This is a genomic window from Pseudonocardia aurantiaca (assembly GCF_039526725.1).
In the GTDB taxonomy this organism is placed as follows: domain Bacteria; phylum Actinomycetota; class Actinomycetes; order Mycobacteriales; family Pseudonocardiaceae; genus Pseudonocardia; species Pseudonocardia aurantiaca.
In genome coordinates, this window is the sequence record NZ_BAAAJG010000026.1 from 134,226 (window position 1) to 148,980 (window position 14,755).

The window sequence follows — 14,755 nt, forward strand, 5'->3', positions numbered from 1 at the left end:
GGCCGGGAGCCGCGGCCCGGTCAGTTCGTGTGCAGCGCGGTGTTCAGCGCGACGCCCTCGCCGGTGCGGGAGAGCGCCTCGACGGCCCCGGTGATCGAGTTGCGGCGCAACAGCATCCCGTTGCGGCCCGACAGCGCGCGGGCCGCCGCAGTGGTGCCGTCGGGGAGGAGCACCTTCGTGCCGGCGGTGACGTACAGCCCAGCCTCGACGACGCAGTCGTCGCCGAGGGAGATGCCGATGCCGGCGTTGGCACCGAGGAGGCAGCGCTCACCGATCGAGATGACCTCCTTGCCGCCACCCGAGAGTGTGCCCATGATCGACGCGCCACCGCCGATGTCGGAGCCGTCGCCGACGACCACACCCGCCGAGATCCGCCCCTCGACCATCGACGCGCCGAGGGTGCCGGCGTTGTAGTTGACGAATCCTTCGTGCATGACAGTGGTGCCGGCAGCGAGGTGGGCGCCGAGGCGCACTCGGTCGGCGTCGGCGACCCGGACGCCGGTGGGCACCACGTAGTCGACCATCCGCGGGAACTTGTCCACGCCGTACACCGTGACGTGCCCGCTTGCGCGCAGGCGGGCACGGGTCGTCTCGAAGCCGGGCACCGCGCACGGGCCCAGGTCGGTCCACACGACGTTGGCGAGCAGCCCGAAGACCCCGTCGAGGTTGGCCTCGCGCGGGGCGATCAGGCGGTGGCTCAGCAGGTGGAGCCGCAGGTAGACGTCGTGGGCGTCGACGGCCGGGTCGGCGAGGGAGTCGACGGCAGTGCGCACGACGACCGTGCTGACACCTCTGGCGTCGTCGCGGCCCGCGAGGGGGGCGAGGTCACCCGCCACGTCGGGGGCATCCGGACCGAGGGCAGGGGCGGGGAACCAGGTGTCGAGGACGGTTCCGTCGGCGGCCACGGTGGCGAGGCCGGTGCCGGAAGCGCCCTCCCGGCGCGGTGCGGTGCTCACGACTTCCGACGTTAGCCGTCCCGCCGCCGCCCGGGGCCCTCCGGGGGTGGCGATCCATGGCCCCGCAGGACACGGACCTCCCACTGGCTCCGGCGCCGCTGGGCGTCGCGCCTGCGGCGGTCGCGATGGAACGTTTCGGGCGGCCGGGCGAGCCCGTACCGATCGCCCCACCAGTCACCGCGCTCCGGGTCGAGCACCGTGTCGAGGTGGGTCGGGTACCGCCGCTCGGCCCCGTCACGGATGTCGTCGCGGTCGTCGAGCATCGGCGGGACGAGCCGCCCTGCCCCGTCCACCGCCACGAGGTCGAGACCTGCGGCGGCCAGCAGGCGCCGCAGCATGCCGAGGCTCGGGGTGAGTGAGCCGTCCTCGATGCGCGCGACGGTGGACCGCGCGACGCCGGCCCGCGCCGCGAGCTCCCGCTGGCTGCAGTCGGCCCGCCGCCGAGCGGCACGGACGAGCCCGACGGGGTCGAAGTCGTCGGGCCGGATCTCCATGCCTAGAGGCTGACAACGGCCGCCCCCACCCACAACCCACCCGGGCGGGACCTGTGGACAACTCGCTTCCCCAGGCTCTGCACACATATACGCGCCGGGAGACCGTGAGATGGACACGAGGGCTGTTCGATCTTGGATTAGGGGATCTGGTGTGAATCTCGCGGCCGGGCGAGGGCTCGGCGGATCGTCGCCGCCACCTCGTCGGGTTCTAGGAAAACCTGGTACTTCGTGAAGCGGAACATTCGCCAGCCGGCGTCCACCAAGGTCGTGTAGCGGGCGGCGTCGCGCAGCACACGCTCCGACCGGGTGTGCTCCTCGCCCTCGTACTCGATTCCGATGCGCAGCTGCGGGTAGGCGAGGTCCAACCACACGGCTTCACGGCGCCGACCGTCGAGGACCGGGTACTGGACCTCGGGCGTCGGGAGGCCGCGCAGCAAGAGGACCAGCCGCAGCCGGGTCTCCATCGGCGAACCGCTCCTGCGGTCGGCCAGGCCGACGACCTGGGGAAGCCGGCTGCGGCCGCGGGCCCGCGGGTAGCGGGTGGCGAGCTTCAGTACGGCGGCGGGATCGAAACCCGGCGTCCGGCCGGATGGCCAGCGGCCCCGGTTGGCCAGGGCGTCGAGGGCGACGACGGCCTCCACGAGTTCCAGCCGGCGGGCCAGGTCGTAAGCGGTGCGCACCGGCGTGGTCACCAGCACCTCGCCGCACCGCTGCACCTCGCCTTGGGCGAGCCGATCGCGGTGCATCAGCAGGCTCGGATGCGACCGCACACCACCCCCGGGCACCGTCAGCTCGGCTGCGGCCCCGTCACTACCGCAGGATGCGCCGATTAGTTCAGCCGCCGAGTAGCCGGAGAGCACCCCGCGCCCGCGGCCGAACAAGTACGCCGCGTGGGAGCGGTCCGCCAGGCCGGGCGGCTCCCCGGTCGTCGGCGTGTAGACGTCGGGCAGCAGGCGGAGGTAGCGCGGCCCCCGCAGCTGGCCCTTCGTCACCAGCCCGGCCTGTATCGCCGCCGTGCCGCGGAACACCTTCGGCAGTCCGATCACATCCGCAGGGTGGCCGACCGCCCGCGCCGGCGGGCGCGTTCCGACCGACAGCACCCGGGAGATGCAGCGCGGGGGCGCGTATGTGTGTGCAGAGCCGGTGAGACGGGCGGCCGCACCTGCAGGCTCTGCACACACATACGCACCGAGGACCGGGCGCCGGCAGTAGGTCGACTCCGGTGAGATGGACAGGGGAGTCGTTGCGTAAAGATCAAACTGCTCGGGTGTGCATCTCACGGAGTCAGCTGGGTCGGCATGGACGCGTATGTGTGTGCAGAGCCTGGTAGCAGCACCCCCGGTAGGGTCGGGGGTCGTGACCAGGCCCGTTCTCGATCTCGCCGCTGACCCCGTCGACCTCTGCGCCGCCCTCGTCGACGTGCAGAGCGTCTCGGGCGACGAGGCCGCGCTTGCCGACGCCGTCGAGCGGGCGCTGCGCGAGCAGGCGCCGCACCTCGAGGTGCTCCGCTCCGGCCACGCCGTGCTCGCCAGGACCCATCTGGGCCGGGGGAGCCGGGTGCTGCTGGCCGGGCACCTGGACACGGTCCCGGTCGCCGACAACCTCCCGAGCCACCGCGACGGCGACCTCCTCTTCGGCTGCGGCACGTCGGACATGAAGGCCGGGGACGCGGTGTTCGCCCACCTCGCGGCCACGCTCCCCGAGCCGCGCCACGACGTCACGCTCGTCTTCTACGACTGCGAGGAGGTCGAGGCCGCGCGCAACGGGCTGGGCCGCATCGAGCGCGAGCACGCCGACTGGCTGCGTGCCGACCTCGCGATCCTCGGCGAGCCGACCAACGGGCTCGTGGAGGCGGGCTGTCAGGGCACGCTCCGGGCGGAGATCACGACCCGCGGCAGGCGGGCCCACTCGGCGCGTTCGTGGCTGGGCAGCAACGCGGTGCACGCCGCCGAGCAGGTGCTGCAGCGGTTGACCAGCTACGCCGCCCGGGAGGTCGACATCGACGGGTGCCGCTACCGCGAGGGGCTGCAGGCCGTGCGGATCGCCGGCGGGATCGCGGGCAACGTGGTGCCCGACGAGTGCGTCGTCACCGTCAACTTCCGGTTCGCCCCCGATCGCGACGCGGCGGGCGCGGAGAAGCACGTCCGCGAGGTATTCGACGGGTTCGAGCTGGCGGTCACCGACCTCGTGCCCGGCGCGCTGCCCGGGCTCGGGGCGCCCGCCGCGCAGGAGTTCCTCAGCGCGACGGGTGCCGCGCCCGCCGCCAAGTACGGCTGGACCGACGTCTCCCGCTTCGCCGCGCTCGGCATCCCCGCGCTGAACTACGGGCCCGGCGACCCCAACCTCGCCCACACCCGCGAGGAGCACGTGGACATCCGGCGGATCACGGAGGCGGCGGATGTCCTGCGTACGTTCCTCGCCCCCTGACCGAAACCGCACCGCCATCCCACGCTCCCCCGGCCGTCCGGTGCGGCCGAACGCGCGTCGATACTGTGAACTGCATGACCGACGAGGGGGCGGGGCGCCCAGACGAGAAGCAGCGCGGCCCCGTGGTGCTGCGCCGCGAGCACCGCAACGAGTCCACCACCACCGACCAGCGTCTGCTGGACTCGCGCGGGCCGAGCGACTGGGTGCACACCGACCCGTGGCGCGTGATGCGCATTCAGGCCGAGTTCGTCGAGGGCTTCGGGATGCTGGCGGAGCTGCCGAGGGCCGTCACCGTCTTCGGTTCCGCGCGCACGTCGCGCGACCACCCCGAGTACGCCCAGGGCCGTGAGCTGGGCGCCGCGCTCGCGCAGGCCGGTTTCGCCGTCATCACCGGCGGCGGGCCGGGTGTCATGGAGGCCGCCAACCGGGGCTGCACCGAGGTCGGCGGGTTCTCCGTCGGGCTGGGCATCGAGCTTCCGTTCGAGCAGGGCCTCAACGACTGGGTCGACCTCGGCATCAACTTCCGCTATTTCTTCGCGCGCAAGACGATGTTCGTGAAGTACTCGCAGGCGTTCGTCTGCCTGCCCGGCGGCTTCGGCACTCTCGACGAGCTGTTCGAGGCGCTCACGCTCGTGCAGACGAAGAAGGTGACGAAGTTCCCGGTGGTGCTGCTGGGCACCGAGTACTGGGGTGGGCTCTACAACTGGATCGCCGACACGGTGCTGAGCAGCGGCAAGATCGGGGAGAAGGACCTCGCGCTCCTGCACCTCACCGACGACGTCGACGACGCCGTGAAGATCGTGCAAGAGGCGTGGCGGGCGTGGGAGGAAGCGCATTGACGGGGCGGTCGTTCGCGGTCTGCGTGTACTGCGGGTCCATCGAGGGCCTGCCGGACAGCTACCTCGAGCTCGCGTCGGAGGTCGGGCGGCAGATCGCGGCGCGGGGCTGGAACCTCGTCTCCGGGGGCGGCCGCGCGGCGATGATGGGCCGGGTCGGCTCGGCGGCGCGTGCGGGCGGGGCCCGCACCACCGGAGTGATCCCGCAGGCCCTTGTCGACCGGGAGTGGGCCGACCACGACTCCGACGAGCTGCTGATCGTCGAGACGATGCGCGAACGCAAGGCGCTCATGGAGGCGCACGCCGACGCGTTCCTCGCGCTGCCGGGCGGAGTGGGCACGTGCGAGGAGCTGTTCGAGGTCTGGACGGCGGGCTACATCGGCCTGCACAGCAAGCCGGTTGTGCTGCTCGACCCGGACGGCCACTACACCGGCCTGCTCGACTGGGTGCGGGAGATCGGCGAGCGCGGTTTCGTGCGGCCGGAGGCGATCGAGCGGCTGGTCGTCGCCACCGACGTCGCCGAGGCGCTCGACGCGTGCCTGCCCTCGGCCGACGTATCGCAGGTGGCCGTGTGAGCCGCAGGTGATTCGGTGGTGATCCGGTTCGGCACGCGTGAACCGGCGCAGGACCGGGCGCTCGTGATGGCGATCGTGAATCGCACGCCCGACTCGTTCTACGACCGCGGCGCGACGTTCGCCGACTCCGATGCGATGGCGAGGGTCGACGCCGCGATCGCCGACGGCGCCGACATCATCGACATCGGCGGGGTGAAGGCGGGGCCCGGCCCCGAGGTGGACGTGGCTGAGGAGGTCCGCCGGGTCGTCCCGTTCGTGGCGGCCGTGCGCGCCCGCCATCCGGACGTCGTGATCAGCGTGGACACCTGGCGCGGGGAGGTGGGCAGGCTTGCCGTGGCCGAGGGTGCCGACCTGCTCAACGACACGTGGGCCGGGGCCGACCCGACGCTCGGCGAGGTGGCCGCGGCCGCAGGCGCCGGCATGGTCTGCTCGCACACCGGCCGCGCCGTGCCGCGGCGCAGGCCGCACCGGGTGCGCTACACCGACGTCGTGGCCGACGTGCTGGCCGATGTATGCGGGCAGGCCGAGCGGCTGGTCGGCCTGGGCGTGCCGCGCGAGGGCATCCTCATCGACCCCACACACGACTTCGGCAAGAACACCTTCCACGGCCTGACTCTGCTGCGCCGGTGTGACGAGCTGGTGGCGAGCGGCTGGCCCGTGCTCATGGCCCTGTCGAACAAGGATTTCGTCGGGGAGGCGCTCGGTGTCGCCGAGGTGACCGACCGGCTGGAGGGCACCCTGGCGGCCACGGCGCTGTCCGCGGCGGCGGGCGCCCGGGTGTTCCGGGTGCACGAAGTGGTCGCGACGCGCCGCACGCTGGATATGGTCGCCACGGTCCTGGGTAGCCGTCCCCCTGTGCGGACGGTCCGAGCGCTGGCCTGACAGCGGGCTCGTCACCTGCGATTCTGGTCCGACGGCAACGGCGCCGGTCCCCCCTTCTATCGTGAGGAGAGACCAGTGGATCCGCTCACCGAGCAGTGGTTCGCGCGCCGCACATGGCAGGAGCCTGCCTGGAGCGCCGACGATTTGGTGGCCGTGAAGAACAGCAGGCGCGTGTCGGTGGTGTTGCCCGCGCTGGACGAAGAGGCCACGGTCGGGGCCATAGTCACGGCGATACTCCCGTTGACGCTCGGTCCGGCCCCGCTGGTGGACGAGCTGGTGGTGGTCGACTCCGGCTCCACGGACCGCACCGTGGAGGTCGCCACCGCCGCGGGCGCCAAGGTCGTGCACCGCACCGACGTGCTCCCGGAGCTGGAGCCGGTCCCCGGGAAGGGCGAGGTGTTGTGGCGCTCCCTCGCGGCCACCACCGGCGACATCATCTGCTTCCTCGACTCCGATCTCGTCGACTTCGATCCCGGGTTCGTTCCCGCCCTGCTCGGCCCGCTGCTCACCGAGCCGCAGGTCGAACTGGTCAAAGGCTTCTACCGGCGGCCGCTGCGGCTGGAGACCAAGGAGACCGACACGGGCGGCGGGCGTGTCACAGAACTGCTCGTCCGCCCCCTGCTCGCGGCGCTGCGCCCCGAGCTGGCCGCGGTCGTCCAGCCGCTCGGGGGCGAGTACGCCGCCACACGGCGGCTGCTGGAGTCGGTGCCGTTCGCGGCCGGGTACGGCGTGGAGATCGGGCTGCTGCTCGACACCTACGCGAAACTCGGCCTGGAGGGGCTGGCGCAGGTCAACCTCGGTGTGCGCAAGCACCGAAACCGGTCGCTCCTGCAGCTCGGGGTGATGGCCCGCCAGATCCTCGCCGCTGCGCTCGCCCGGAGCGACGTGCCGGACGCCCGTGGAGCGCTCACCCAGTTCCTGCAGGTCGACGGCGAGTGGCTGCCGACTTCCACCTCCGTCAACATGAGCGAGCGCCCGCCGATGTGCGAGGTGCTGGTGCGCTGATCCATCGGGCGTGGTGGGATGGCCAGAGTGGGCACCGCGCTGATCTACCTGCTCGTGGTCGCTGTCGTCGCCGCCGTGCTGTTCGGTCTGGCCGTGGTCGTGTTCGGCCGTGGTGAGGAGCTGGCGCCGCTCGCGCCGGGCGCCACTCCCACCCGGCTGCCGGCCGGTGAGATCGATGGCGAAGACGTGCGTGAGCTGCGCTTCCAGCAGGCCGTGCGCGGATACCGGATGGATGAGGTGGACTGGGTGCTCGACCGGCTCGCCGATGAGCTGGACCGCTCCGGCGTGGAACGCGACGGGCTACTCGCGAGGGTCGCCGAGCTGGAGTCCCAGCTCGCCGACGGTGTGCGCAGCGAGGGGGACCGGTGACCCGCGTCCGGCTCACCGTGCCCGTCGAGGTGGAAGCACCCGCCGACGTCGTCGGTGTGTTCGAGGTGCTGTCGCTGCGCAGGTTCGCCCGATTCTGCGAGGCGGAGTACCGCGCCAGTGCCTGAACCGGTTCCCCAGCTCACCACCGACGGGCGCCACCGCTGCGGCTGGGCGGGTTCGGCCCCTGAGTACATGGCCTACCACGACGACGAGTGGGGCCGCCCGCTGCACGGCGTCGACGCGATGTTCGAACGGCTCTCCCTCGAAGGGTTCCAGTCGGGGCTGTCCTGGCTGGTGATCCTGCGCAAGCGCCCTGCGTTCCGAGCCGCGTTCGCCCGGTTCGACCCGAAGAAGGTGGCGGAGTTCGGCGACGCCGACGTGCAGCGCCTGCTCGCCGACGCCGGCATCGTCCGCAACCGGGCGAAGATCGAGGCCACCATCCACAACGCGCGAGCCGTGCTTGAGCTCGAAGAGCCGCTCGACGAGCTGCTGTGGTCCTTCGCACCCGACCCGGCCACGCACCCCCGCCCAGCCACTCTCGCCGACGTACCTGCGACGTCACCGGAGTCCACGGCGATGGCGCGCGCCCTCAAGCGGAACGGGCTGCGGTTCGTCGGACGGACCACCTGTTACGCGCTGATGCAGGCCACCGGGCTGGTCGACGACCACGTCCAAGGCTGCTGGCGTGCAGCGATGGGCTGACTTCGCAGCGTGAACGACGCGCGGCTAGATCGCTCCGGTTTCACGCTCGTCGGATGTATGGGGAAAGATGTTCGCAGCATCCCCGCCGCGCGCTCCCCCCGCGCAGCGGCGCCCTGCAGACGACGACAGAGGAGGCAGGAGATGGCGGCGATGAAGCCCCGGACCGGTGACGGTCCCCTGGAGGTGACCAAGGAGGGTCGGGGCATCGTGATGCGCGTCCCGCTAGAGGGCGGCGGCCGCCTGGTCGTGGAGATGTCGGCCGAGGAGGCCAGCGACCTCGGCGACGCCCTCAAGGCCGCCGCAGGCTGACCCGCAGTACCGGTACCACACCAGCACCTGTACGGCACCAGTACCGCTACCGCACGAGTACGCCGCCCCGCACCGCACGCGAGGCTCCGCTTTCCCCGTCGACGGCACCGGCGGACGGCCCTCGAGCCGCACGCCGGTGCCGTTCGTCGTTGGTGCATCTCGTCGTCGAGATTCCGCTTGCGCCGCGGCACCTGACGTCACCGCGCCTGCGCGAGCTCCCGCACGGGCTCGATCTGCACGCCGGCTCCGCTGCCGAGCCGCATCATCTCGATCGCCACCGCGCCGCAGACGCAGCGCCGGTAGCGCACCCAGCCCTCCGACGTGTGGTGCGTCGAGAGCACCGCCGTCTCGTCGACCGGCCATCCGCACTTCGCGCACCGCATCCCCGAGTCCCCTCCGTAATATGTATCGTTGGTTGGCATCTTACAGTCGCGGGGGCCAGGAGTAATAGGTCAGTGAACTTCATCGGTTACCGAAGCGACGCGCTGGGTGCCGCCGTCGAGCTCGTCAACGCGGTCACGGGCACTCTCGACAAGCCGGCGCCGGGCGAACCGGGGCCGGCCGCCGACCAGATGCGGGCTGTGCTCGTGGCCCACGGCTTCCTCGCGGGCCGCGCCCCCGCGACGGTCGAGCCCGCGCTGCGGGCGTGGGCCCGCCGGCTGCGCACGGTCTTCGACGCCACCGATCCGGAGGCCGCAGCGGTGGCCGTCAACGCGCTGCTCGCCGACGTCCGCGTCGAACCTCACCTGTCCGACCACGACGGGCAGGGCTTCCACCTGCACTACTCACCGCCCGAGGCGGACGTCGTCGACCGGCTGCGGGCCAGCACGGCGTTCGCGCTCGCGATGCTCGTGTCGGAATACGGCGTCGACCGGCACGGCCGCTGCGCCGCGGACGGCTGCTCGCGCGTCTTCGCCGACACCTCCCGCAACGCCGCCCGCCGCTATTGCTCGCCCGCCTGCGCCAACCGGTCCGCGGTGGCCGCCCACCGCGCCAGGGCGCGTGCGGCTCAGGTGAGCGAGCGGTAGATCTCCACCGTCCGGGCCGCGGCCTGCTGCCACGTGAACTCCCGTTCGGCGCGCTCCCGGCCGGCCGCGCCCATCACCGCTGCTCGCGCCGGGTCCTGGAGCAGCTCGTTCACGGCGTCGGCGAGCCCGGCGCGGAACTCGTCAACCCCGTGCTCGTCGAAGTGCACGAGCAGCCCGGTGGTGCCGTCGGCGACGACCTCGGGGATGCCGCCCACGTCGGATGCCACCACGGCCGTGCCGCAGGCCATCGCCTCCAGGTTCACGATGCCGAGCGGCTCGTACACCGACGGGCACACGAAGACCGTCGCCGCCGACAGCAGGCTGCGCACGTCCGCGGCGGGCAGCATCCGGCGCACCCACACCACGCCCGGTCGCGACGAGCGGAGCTCCGCGACCGCCTTCTCGGTCTCCTCGGCGATCTCCGGGGTGTCCGGCGCTCCCGCACACAGCACGATCTGGGCGTCGCGGTCGATGTGGTGCGCGGCGGCGAGCAGGTGGCCGAGACCCTTCTGCCGGGTGATCCGCCCCACGAAGACGACGCTGGGCCGGTCCGGGTCGACGCCGGCCGCGCGCACGACGTCAGGGTCGGGTCCGGGTCGGTAGAAGTCGGTGTCGATGCCGTTGTGCACGACGTGGACGCGCCCGGGGTCGAGGGCCGGGTAGCACTCGAGCACGTCGCGCCGCATGCCGTCACTCACCGCGATGACGGCGTCCGCACCCTCGTACGCGGTGCGCTCCACCCACGACGAGAGGCGGTACCCGCCGCCGAGCTGCTCGGCCTTCCACGGCCTGCGCGGTTCCAGCGAGTGGGCCGTGACGACGTGCGGGTCGCCGTGCAGGACCTTCGCGATGTGCCCTGCCATGTTGGCGTACCAGGTGTGGGAGTGCACGACGTCGGAGCCGGAGAGCGCGGCGGCCATCGACAGGTCCACACCCAGCGTCTGCAGGGCCGGGTTGGCCTCGGCGAGCTCGGCAGGCACGCGGTGCGCATAGGTGTCCGGCCGGCCCGCCCTCGGCTCGCCGAAGCAGTGGACGTCGACGTCCACCAGGTCACGCAGCGCTGGGACCAGGTGCCCGACATGGACACCGGCCCCGCCGTAGACGTCAGGGGGGTACTCGCGGGTGAGCAGGCCGATGCGCACCCGGGAACGGTAGGTCATGTCGCCGTCCCTCGTGGGGTGACGGTTGCCGACCCGTCGTCAGGAGAGCGTCTTCCGGTGGCCCAGTACCATCTGAGCGCACTAGGGTCATTTCCGTGACGACGTTGCCGGCCGGTCCGGGCCCGCGGGAATCGGGCGGTGGAGCGTGACAGCCGCCCGTCTGTCGCCTGCCTCGCCTCTGGCACTCGGGGCGAACGTGCTCGGGATCGTCCTCGCCGGTGGCGAGGGCAAGAGGCTGTGGCCGCTCACAGCCGACCGCGCCAAACCCGCGGTCCCGTTCGGGGGCAACTACCGGCTCATCGACTTCGTGCTGTCCAACCTCGTGAACGCAGGGATGGACCGCATCTGCGTGCTCACGCAGTACAAGTCCCACTCCCTGGACCGCCACATCTCCACCACCTGGCGGCTGTCCAGTGTGCTGGGCCAATACATCACCACCGTGCCCGCTCAGCAGCGGCTCGGCAGGCGCTGGTACACCGGCAGCGCCGACGCGATCTTCCAGAGCCTGAACCTCGTCTACGACGAGCGGCCCGACTACATCGCGGTGTTCGGCGCCGACCACGTCTACCGGATGGACCCCGGGCAGATGCTGGCACGCCACATCGAGACGGGCGCGGGCGTCACCGTGGCGGGGATTCGGGTGCCGCGCGCGGAGGCCAAGGGCTTCGGCGTGATCAACTCCGACGCGAGCGGCAAGATCGTCGACTTCCTGGAGAAGCCGTCGGACCCGCCGTCGGTGCCGGACGACCCGGACGTCACGTTCGCGTCGATGGGCAACTACATCTTCACCACCGAGGTGCTGCTCGACGCGCTGCGTGCCGACGCCGAGGACGGCGACTCCGACCATGACATGGGCGGCGACATCATCCCGCGCCTGGTCGCGCAGGGCGACGCCGCTGTGTACGACTTCGCCGACAACGTGGTGCCGGGCGCCACCGACCGCGACGCGGGCTACTGGCGTGACGTCGGCACCGTGGATGCGTACTACGAGGCGCATACCGACCTCGTCTCGGTGCACCCGATCTTCAACCTCTACAACCAGCGCTGGCCGATCCGCACGGCGAGCGTGCCCCTGCCCCCGGTCAAGTTCGTCGAGGGCGGGATCGCGCAGGACTCGATCGTCGGGGCGGGCACGATCATCTCCGGCGCCATCGTCCGGCGCTCGGTCATCAGCTCCAACGTCCGCATCGAAGCCGGCGCCGAGGTCTCCGACTCCGTCGTGCTCCCCGGCACGCGGGTGGGCCGGGGTGCGGTGGTCCGCGGAGCGATCCTCGACAAGAACGTCGTGGTCCCCGACGGCGCGCTGGTCGGCGTCGACCTGGGCCTGGACCGCGCGCGCTACACGGTGAGCCAAGGCGGAGTGGTGGTCCTGGGCAAGGGCGCGACCGCGCTGTAGGACGGGCACACCCCTCTGCGCGGCACCAGGGCGCTTCTAGGTTGGGCTGGGCGGTGTCGAGCCCGGACGGTATGCCGTCGGGACTAGGAGCGCCCTGAACAACTCGGCCCTACTGCGCGACGCCCAGGCAGGCACCTCGCGGCGTTGGACCATCGGGCCGATACAACAGCGGTATCGGCCCGATCGCCCGCCTTGCGATGCACCCACCTGGACGCCGCTCGCTACGGGCGGAGTCGTTCAGGACCCTCCTAGGCAGTTTTGACCGCCGCCAGCAGGCCGTCGCCCAGTGGGAGCAGCACCGGCACCAGGCGGTCGTCCTCGCGCACCTGGCGGGCCACCTCGCGCAGCGCGAGAGTGCCGGTGTCCGCGGCTTCCGGGTCCACCACGCCGCCGTCGAGCACGCCGGCCAGCACGACGATGCCGCCGACGCGCAGCAGCCGTACGGCCTCGTCCAGGTAGCGGGGGTGGTCGGACGCGGCGGCGTCGACGAACACCAGGTCGTAGCCGGCGTCGGTGAGCCGCGGCAGCACCTCGAGGCCCATCCCGTTGATCAGCCGCAGCCGCGACGGACCGTACCCGGCTGCCGTGAAGGACGCGCGGGCGGTGCGTTGGTGCTCCGGGTCGACATCGATCGAGGTCAGCACGCCGTCGCCGGCCATGCCGCGCAGCAGCCACAGGCCGCTCACCCCGGTACCCGTGCCGATCTCGACGACCGCGCGGGCGCTGATCGTGGCGGCGAGGAAGCGGAGCCCCGCCCCCGCCCCCGGGCTCACCGGGATGCAGCCGGACCGCGCGGCGGACTCTCGCGCGGAGACGAGCAGGTCGTCCTCGGTCAGGTACGCTTCCACGTGGTCGCGCAACGCCGGCAGGTCAGCGGCTGCGTCCGGACGGCCCAACATGATCGGAAGGCTACTGCCTCAGCGTTTCGGCTGCTCTGCGGCTTCTCGCCGGATCTCGTCCACCGGGTGTCCCGGGAGGTATCGGGTGTCGCTTTATCAGGCTCCTCTCAGACGGTTCTCACCCATCCTTCAAGGGCATGGGGCACGGTAGGTGTCATCGGTCGGGGCGTCGACCGAGGAAGACCGGGAACTCTCAAGCCACCGGTCTTCGTTGGCCGGAGGCACGACCCGCCGCAGGAGGTGCGACCCCACAATGAGCGACAGCTCAGCTGTGCTGTTGTCCGGCGAGACGACCGGCGGGACGGTGTTGCCAGGAGGGGGAGCCGAGTGGGCGCCGCCGAGCTGGGACGAGGTGGTCCGCGAGCACGCGGACCGCGTCTACCGCCTCGCGTACCGCCTCACGGGCAACCCGCATGACGCGGAGGACCTCACGCAGGAGACGTTCGTGCGGGTCTTCCGCTCGCTCGCGTCGTACAAGCCCGGCACCTTCGAGGGCTGGCTGCACCGCATCACCACGAACCTGTTCCTTGACATGGTGCGCCGCCGCTCCCGCATCCGGATGGAGGCGCTGCCCGAGGACTCGGACCGGCTTCCCGGCACCGGCCCCGAGCCGGAGCAGGTCTTCTCCGACACCCACCTCGACCCGATGCTCCAGAGTGCGCTCGACGAACTGCCGCCCGAGTTCCGCGCCGCCGTGGTGCTGTGTGATGTCGAAGGTCTTTCGTACGAGGAGATCGGCGCGACGCTCGGCGTGAAGCTCGGTACGGTGAGAAGCAGGATCCACCGTGGGCGAGCCGCTCTGCGCGCTGCGCTGGAGCGCAGCCGTGTCGCCGAAGGTCGGATCGGCGTGCAGCAGTTGGAGGAGGTTGGCACATGAGCGAGCTTGCGAGCTCATCATGGGTGCATCAGTGTCGCGAAGCGTCGGCCGAGCGCCGTGAGGCCGTACGGTGAGTGATGGGCGTTGGCGGATCTCGGTGACCGCTCCCGACTGGGGGCAGGACCACCTATCGCTCGACGCCATCGTCGCCTACGTCGACGACGAACTTGCCGAGGGCCCGCACCTGCGCGCCACCCGGCACCTCGCGCAGTGCCGCGAGTGCGCGGCGCAGGTCGTCGCACAAGGACAGGCGCGAGCCGCACTGCGCACGGCGGAGGTCCCCAGCCTCCCGTCCTCGCTGCTGTCCAGCCTCCGCTCGATCCCGCAGGACACCGACATCCCCGGCCCGCCCGGCGACCTCGCCGTCACCTCCGACGGCAAGCTCGTGTCCGTGCTGCGTCCCGACCGCGTCTCACCGGTCGCCGACGCCCCCCGGCCGCCCGGCCGCGCCGACCTCCGTCACGAGCCTCCGGCCGGCACCGACGGCGTCCCCGACTCCCACGACGGCAATCACGATGGCCGACGACCCAGCCGCAGGCGCCGGGTCGGCACCGGAGTCGCCGTCTCCGGTCTTGCGTTGGGGGCCATCGCCCTCGCCGCTCCGGTCGCAGTCCCCCCGCAGACACCCGTGCCGGCGGCCACCAACGGTGTGCTCGGGGGTCCCGTGCTCGGCGGCGGTGCACCGAGCGTCGTCGACGCGCAGCTGCGTCTCTCGCCCCTGCCCGCAACCGGCCGGGGACCCGGCCAGCTGCCCGCGCTCCACCGGCTCGACGGCATGCCGGGCTCGTTCTACGGTCTGCTTCCGTGAGTCCGAGTCCCATCGGCTACGCGGACTTCACC

Annotated in this window: 19 protein-coding genes; 13 read left to right on the top strand and 6 right to left on the bottom strand. The window is 71.9% G+C overall.

Going from position 1 to position 14,755, the window contains the following annotated elements:
- Positions 1 to 20: 20 nt before the first annotated feature.
- The 3 genes from dapD to ABD143_RS31660 form a co-directional block, all read right to left on the bottom strand.
- The gene (dapD, locus tag ABD143_RS31650) at positions 21 to 956 is read right to left on the bottom strand and encodes a 2,3,4,5-tetrahydropyridine-2,6-dicarboxylate N-succinyltransferase (RefSeq protein ID WP_343985291.1); all 936 of its coding nucleotides are present in this window, start codon (positions 954 to 956) and stop codon (positions 21 to 23) included.
- A gap of 11 nt (positions 957 to 967) precedes the next feature.
- Positions 968 to 1,450, bottom strand: a complete 483-nt coding sequence (locus tag ABD143_RS31655) for a helix-turn-helix domain-containing protein (RefSeq protein ID WP_343985293.1) — start codon at positions 1,448 to 1,450, stop codon at positions 968 to 970.
- A gap of 137 nt (positions 1,451 to 1,587) precedes the next feature.
- Entirely contained in the window at positions 1,588 to 2,496 is a 909-nt protein-coding gene (locus ABD143_RS31660; protein WP_343985295.1) for an endonuclease domain-containing protein, read from the bottom strand.
- Between the two features lie 310 nt (positions 2,497 to 2,806).
- Between ABD143_RS31660 and dapE the strand changes: the two genes are divergently transcribed.
- From dapE to ABD143_RS31705, 9 genes are all read left to right on the top strand, one after another.
- Positions 2,807 to 3,877, top strand: a complete 1,071-nt coding sequence (gene dapE / locus ABD143_RS31665) for a succinyl-diaminopimelate desuccinylase (RefSeq protein ID WP_343985297.1) — start codon at positions 2,807 to 2,809, stop codon at positions 3,875 to 3,877.
- 74 nt (positions 3,878 to 3,951) lie between these two features.
- Entirely contained in the window at positions 3,952 to 4,716 is a 765-nt protein-coding gene (locus ABD143_RS31670; RefSeq protein WP_343985299.1) for an LOG family protein, read from the top strand.
- Entirely contained in the window at positions 4,713 to 5,288 is a 576-nt protein-coding gene (locus tag ABD143_RS31675; RefSeq protein WP_343985301.1) for an LOG family protein, read from the top strand. The genes ABD143_RS31670 and ABD143_RS31675 overlap by 4 nt, the downstream gene beginning before the upstream one ends.
- Positions 5,289 to 5,354: 66 nt before the next feature.
- The gene (gene folP, locus ABD143_RS31680; protein ID WP_343985840.1) at positions 5,355 to 6,170 is read left to right on the top strand and encodes a dihydropteroate synthase; all 816 of its coding nucleotides are present in this window, start codon (positions 5,355 to 5,357) and stop codon (positions 6,168 to 6,170) included.
- A gap of 75 nt (positions 6,171 to 6,245) precedes the next feature.
- Complete coding sequence (locus ABD143_RS31685; RefSeq protein WP_343985303.1) at positions 6,246 to 7,175, top strand: glucosyl-3-phosphoglycerate synthase; 930 nt, start codon at positions 6,246 to 6,248, stop codon at positions 7,173 to 7,175.
- A 27-nt stretch (positions 7,176 to 7,202) separates the two neighbouring features.
- Positions 7,203 to 7,544: a DivIVA domain-containing protein gene (locus ABD143_RS31690; RefSeq protein WP_343985305.1), complete on the top strand. Its 342-nt coding sequence runs from the start codon at positions 7,203 to 7,205 to the stop codon at positions 7,542 to 7,544.
- Positions 7,541 to 7,669, top strand: a complete 129-nt coding sequence (locus ABD143_RS31695; protein WP_343985307.1) for a hypothetical protein — start codon at positions 7,541 to 7,543, stop codon at positions 7,667 to 7,669. Before ABD143_RS31690 ends, ABD143_RS31695 begins: the two co-directional genes overlap by 4 nt.
- Positions 7,662 to 8,246: a DNA-3-methyladenine glycosylase I gene (locus tag ABD143_RS31700; RefSeq protein ID WP_343985309.1), complete on the top strand. Its 585-nt coding sequence runs from the start codon at positions 7,662 to 7,664 to the stop codon at positions 8,244 to 8,246. Before ABD143_RS31695 ends, ABD143_RS31700 begins: the two co-directional genes overlap by 8 nt.
- Positions 8,247 to 8,387: 141 nt before the next feature.
- The gene (locus ABD143_RS31705) at positions 8,388 to 8,555 is read left to right on the top strand and encodes a DUF3117 domain-containing protein (protein WP_075944083.1); all 168 of its coding nucleotides are present in this window, start codon (positions 8,388 to 8,390) and stop codon (positions 8,553 to 8,555) included.
- Between the two features lie 197 nt (positions 8,556 to 8,752).
- On the opposite strand, the gene ABD143_RS31710 is transcribed toward ABD143_RS31705, so the two are convergent.
- Entirely contained in the window at positions 8,753 to 8,938 is a 186-nt protein-coding gene (locus tag ABD143_RS31710; protein WP_343985313.1) for a hypothetical protein, read from the bottom strand.
- Positions 8,939 to 9,010: 72 nt separating this feature from the next.
- Between ABD143_RS31710 and ABD143_RS31715 the strand changes: the two genes are divergently transcribed.
- On the top strand, positions 9,011 to 9,583 hold the full coding sequence (locus ABD143_RS31715; RefSeq protein ID WP_343985315.1) for a CGNR zinc finger domain-containing protein: 573 nt from the start codon (positions 9,011 to 9,013) through the stop codon (positions 9,581 to 9,583).
- On the opposite strand, the gene glgA is transcribed toward ABD143_RS31715, so the two are convergent.
- Positions 9,565 to 10,725 (bottom strand): glycogen synthase, encoded by a 1,161-nt coding sequence (gene glgA, locus ABD143_RS31720; protein WP_343985842.1) that lies wholly within the window; start codon positions 10,723 to 10,725, stop codon positions 9,565 to 9,567. The two genes, ABD143_RS31715 and glgA, sit on opposite strands and share 19 nt — an antisense overlap.
- 163 nt (positions 10,726 to 10,888) lie before the next feature.
- Between glgA and glgC the strand changes: the two genes are divergently transcribed.
- Positions 10,889 to 12,139, top strand: coding sequence for a glucose-1-phosphate adenylyltransferase (gene glgC / locus ABD143_RS31725; protein WP_379659956.1), 1,251 nt, complete (start codon positions 10,889 to 10,891; stop codon positions 12,137 to 12,139).
- Positions 12,140 to 12,387: 248 nt separating this feature from the next.
- On the opposite strand, the gene ABD143_RS31730 is transcribed toward glgC, so the two are convergent.
- Positions 12,388 to 13,038 (bottom strand): O-methyltransferase, encoded by a 651-nt coding sequence (locus ABD143_RS31730; protein ID WP_343985317.1) that lies wholly within the window; start codon positions 13,036 to 13,038, stop codon positions 12,388 to 12,390.
- Positions 13,039 to 13,291: 253 nt separating this feature from the next.
- Here ABD143_RS31730 and sigE point away from each other — a divergent pair, with 253 nt between their 5' ends.
- Both sigE and ABD143_RS31740 read left to right on the top strand, forming a co-directional pair.
- Positions 13,292 to 13,915 carry an RNA polymerase sigma factor SigE gene (gene sigE, locus ABD143_RS31735; protein ID WP_343985319.1) on the top strand — a complete coding sequence of 208 codons (624 nt, stop codon included), beginning with the start codon at positions 13,292 to 13,294 and terminating at the stop codon, positions 13,913 to 13,915.
- A 97-nt stretch (positions 13,916 to 14,012) separates the two neighbouring features.
- Positions 14,013 to 14,723, top strand: coding sequence for an anti-sigma factor family protein (locus ABD143_RS31740; RefSeq protein ID WP_343985321.1), 711 nt, complete (start codon positions 14,013 to 14,015; stop codon positions 14,721 to 14,723).
- The last annotated feature ends 32 nt before the right edge of the window (positions 14,724 to 14,755 follow it).

Excerpts from the sequence above, each read along its gene's own strand:
- ABD143_RS31655 (WP_343985293.1), bottom strand. The coding sequence starts at position 1,450 with ATGGAGATCCGGCCCGACGACTTCGACCCCGTCGGGCTCGTCCGTGCC.
- ABD143_RS31670 (WP_343985299.1), top strand. The coding sequence starts at position 3,952 with ATGACCGACGAGGGGGCGGGGCGCCCAGACGAGAAGCAGCGCGGCCCC.
- folP (WP_343985840.1), top strand. The coding sequence starts at position 5,355 with ATGGCGATCGTGAATCGCACGCCCGACTCGTTCTACGACCGCGGCGCG.
- ABD143_RS31705 (WP_075944083.1), top strand. The coding sequence starts at position 8,388 with ATGGCGGCGATGAAGCCCCGGACCGGTGACGGTCCCCTGGAGGTGACC.
- ABD143_RS31710 (WP_343985313.1), bottom strand. The coding sequence starts at position 8,938 with ATGCGGTGCGCGAAGTGCGGATGGCCGGTCGACGAGACGGCGGTGCTC.
- ABD143_RS31730 (WP_343985317.1), bottom strand. The coding sequence starts at position 13,038 with ATGTTGGGCCGTCCGGACGCAGCCGCTGACCTGCCGGCGTTGCGCGAC.
- sigE (WP_343985319.1), top strand. The coding sequence starts at position 13,292 with ATGAGCGACAGCTCAGCTGTGCTGTTGTCCGGCGAGACGACCGGCGGG.